Source organism: Rhizobium sp. NFR12, assembly GCF_900108545.1.
Lineage (GTDB): Bacteria > Pseudomonadota > Alphaproteobacteria > Rhizobiales > Rhizobiaceae > Neorhizobium > Neorhizobium soli.
Map to the genome: position 1 here is coordinate 1 of NZ_FNWM01000014.1, position 3,311 is coordinate 3,311.

The window sequence follows — 3,311 nt, forward strand, 5'->3', positions numbered from 1 at the left end:
ATTGTCTTCTGAAGAAAATAAAGTTTGCATCACTTTTAGGAGTGTTGCCTGTTCTGCAAAATTGTGAAGAGAAGATTGATCTGGATGCTTCCAGGTATTTTTGGGTTTTGGCCCAAAGATGTCCGAGCCCGGTTCTGATGATACCAAGGATGACCTAGCCGGTCGGATCTGGAGGAAGAGCTGGAGTAGGTCGGAAGCATGTCACTCTGGTCGGTCGTTGTTGGTGTTTTGGGGCTTGGCCCTAAACCACCTCTGACGACTTATTGATGTCCGTTTGCTAACCGCGCGGACCCGGATTTAATCTCGAGAAGCTGGTCTTAAAGATCAGGACACAAGTGAACCGCTCGGCGTGGTTCCAATAAAGTGGCCTGATCGAACACGTTGATGGCATCATGAGAAGGTTGGGTTGTAAAAGGTAGCCCTTCCGTTTGCTCCTTTGGAGTGAGCTATATTGATGAGCATTGGCAATGAGAACGATGAAGTGTTTTAAGGGCATTTGGTGGATGCCTTGGCATGCACAGGCGAAGAAGGACGTGATACGCTGCGAAAAGCCGTGGGGAGCTGCGAATAAGCTTTGATCCATGGATCTCCGAATGGGGCAACCCACCTTAAATACCTAGAAAGTTTAAGTCGTCTTTCGGGACGGTTTAGATTTCTAGGTATTATCAATAAGGTATCTACACCTGAATACATAGGGTGTAAGAAGCGAACTCAGGGAACTGAAACATCTAAGTACCTGAAGGAAAGGACATCAACCGAGACTCCGTAAGTAGTGGCGAGCGAACGCGGACCAGGCCAGTGGCAATGTTGAATAAAGCTGAACAGGTTGGAAAGCCTGGCTAGAGTGGGTGATAGCCCCGTAAGCGTAGAACAGACATTGTCCTTGAGTAGGGCGGGACACGTGAAATCCTGTCTGAACATGGGGAGACCACTCTCCAAGCCTAAGTACTCGTGCATGACCGATAGCGAACAAGTACCGTGAGGGAAAGGTGAAAAGCACCCCGACAAGGGGAGTGAAATAGAACCTGAAACCGGATGCCTACAAGCAGTCGGAGGGCGCTCTTTTTAGTAAGGGGCCTGACGGCGTACCTTTTGTATAATGGGTCAACGACTTAGTGTATCTAGCAAGCTTAAGCCGGTAGGTGTAGGCGCAGCGAAAGCGAGTCTGAATAGGGCGATTTAGTTAGATGCATTAGACCCGAAACCGAGTGATCTAGCCATGAGCAGGCTGAAGGTTGGGTAACACCAACTGGAGGGCCGAACCCGCATCTGTTGCAATAGATTGGGATGACTTGTGGCTAGGGGTGAAAGGCCAATCAAACTCGGAGATAGCTGGTTCTCCGCGAAATCTATTTAGGTAGAGCGTCGACCGAATACCCTCGGGGGTAGAGCACTGGATGGGCTATGGGGACTCACCGTCTTACTGATCCTAACCAAACTCCGAATACCGAGGAGTACTAGTCGGCAGACACACGGCGGGTGCTAACGTCCGTCGTGAAGAGGGCAACAACCCTGACCTCCAGCTAAGGTCCCCAAGTCATGGCTAAGTGGGAAAGGATGTGAGGATCCCAAAACAACCAGGATGTTGGCTTAGAAGCAGCCATCATTTAAAGAAAGCGTAACAGCTCACTGGTCTAAATAAGGGTCTTTGCGCCGAAAATGTAACGGGGCTAAAGCCATGCACCGAAGCTGAGGATATGCACGTAAAGTGTATGTGGTAGCGGAGCGTTCCGTAAGTCTGTGAAGGAGGACCCGTGAGGGCCTCTGGAGATATCGGAAGTGCGAATGTTGACATGAGTAACGATAAAGGGGGTGAGAGACCCCCTCGCCGAAAGACCAAGGGTTCCTGCTTAAAGTTAATCTGAGCAGGGTTAGCCGGCCCCTAAGGCGAGGCAGAAATGCGTAGTCGATGGGAACCACGTTAATATTCGTGGGCCTGGTGGTAGTGACGGATCGCGTAAGTTGTACCTCCTTATTGGATTGGATGTGCAGCGGGGCGGTTCCAGGAAATAGCTCCACCGTATAGACCGTACCCGAAACCGACACAGGTGGTCAGGTAGAGCATACCAAGGCGCTTGAGAGAACTATGTTGAAGGAACTCGGCAAATTGCACGCGTAACTTCGGAAGAAGCGTGACCCCTTTTTACGCAAGTGGAAAGGGGTGGCACAGACCAGGGGGTAGCGACTGTTTATCAAAAACACAGGGCTCTGCGAAGTCGAAAGACGACGTATAGGGCCTGACGCCTGCCCGGTGCTGGAAGGTTAAAGGGAGAGGTGCAAGCTTTGAACTGAAGCCCCAGTAAACGGCGGCCGTAACTATAACGGTCCTAAGGTAGCGAAATTCCTTGTCGGGTAAGTTCCGACCTGCACGAATGGCGTAACGACTTCCCCGCTGTCTCCAACATAGACTCAGTGAAATTGAATTCCCCGTGAAGATGCGGGGTTCCTGCGGTTAGACGGAAAGACCCCGTGCACCTTTACTATAGCTTTACACTGGCATTCGTGTCGGCATGTGTAGGATAGGTGGTAGGCTTTGAAGCGGGGACGCCAGTTCTCGTGGAGCCATCCTTGAAATACCACCCTTATCGTCATGGATGTCTAACCGCGGTCCGTTATCCGGATCCGGGACAGTGTATGGTGGGTAGTTTGACTGGGGCGGTCGCCTCCGAAAGAGTAACGGAGGCGCGCGATGGTGGGCTCAGACCGGTCGGAAATCGGTCGTCGAGTGCAATGGCATAAGCCCGCCTGACTGCGAGACTGACAAGTCGAGCAGAGACGAAAGTCGGTCATAGTGATCCGGTGGTCCCGCGTGGAAGGGCCATCGCTCAACGGATAAAAGGTACGCCGGGGATAACAGGCTGATGACCCCCAAGAGTCCATATCGACGGGGTTGTTTGGCACCTCGATGTCGGCTCATCGCATCCTGGGGCTGGAGCAGGTCCCAAGGGTTTGGCTGTTCGCCAATTAAAGCGGTACGTGAGCTGGGTTCAGAACGTCGTGAGACAGTTCGGTCCCTATCTGCCGTGGGTGTAGGAATATTGACAGGATCTGTCCCTAGTACGAGAGGACCGGGATGGACATATCTCTGGTGGACCTGTTGTCGTGCCAACGGCATAGCAGGGTAGCTATATATGGAAGGGATAACCGCTGAAGGCATCTAAGCGGGAAACCCACCTGAAAACGAGTATTCCCTATCAGGGCCGTGGAAGACGACCACGTTGATAGGAGGCGTGTGGACGTGCAGTAATGCATGAAGCTTAGCCTTACTAATAGCCCGATTGGCTTCATCGTTCTCATTGACTATGCTCATC

Annotated in this window: 1 rRNA gene; it reads left to right on the forward strand. The window is 51.9% G+C overall.

The annotated features are described in order from the left end of the window. Window positions 1-475 precede the first annotated feature (475 nt). Window positions 476-3,291: ribosomal RNA gene (locus BLW69_RS22450) — 23S ribosomal RNA — on the forward strand. The last annotated feature ends 20 nt before the right edge of the window (window positions 3,292-3,311 follow it).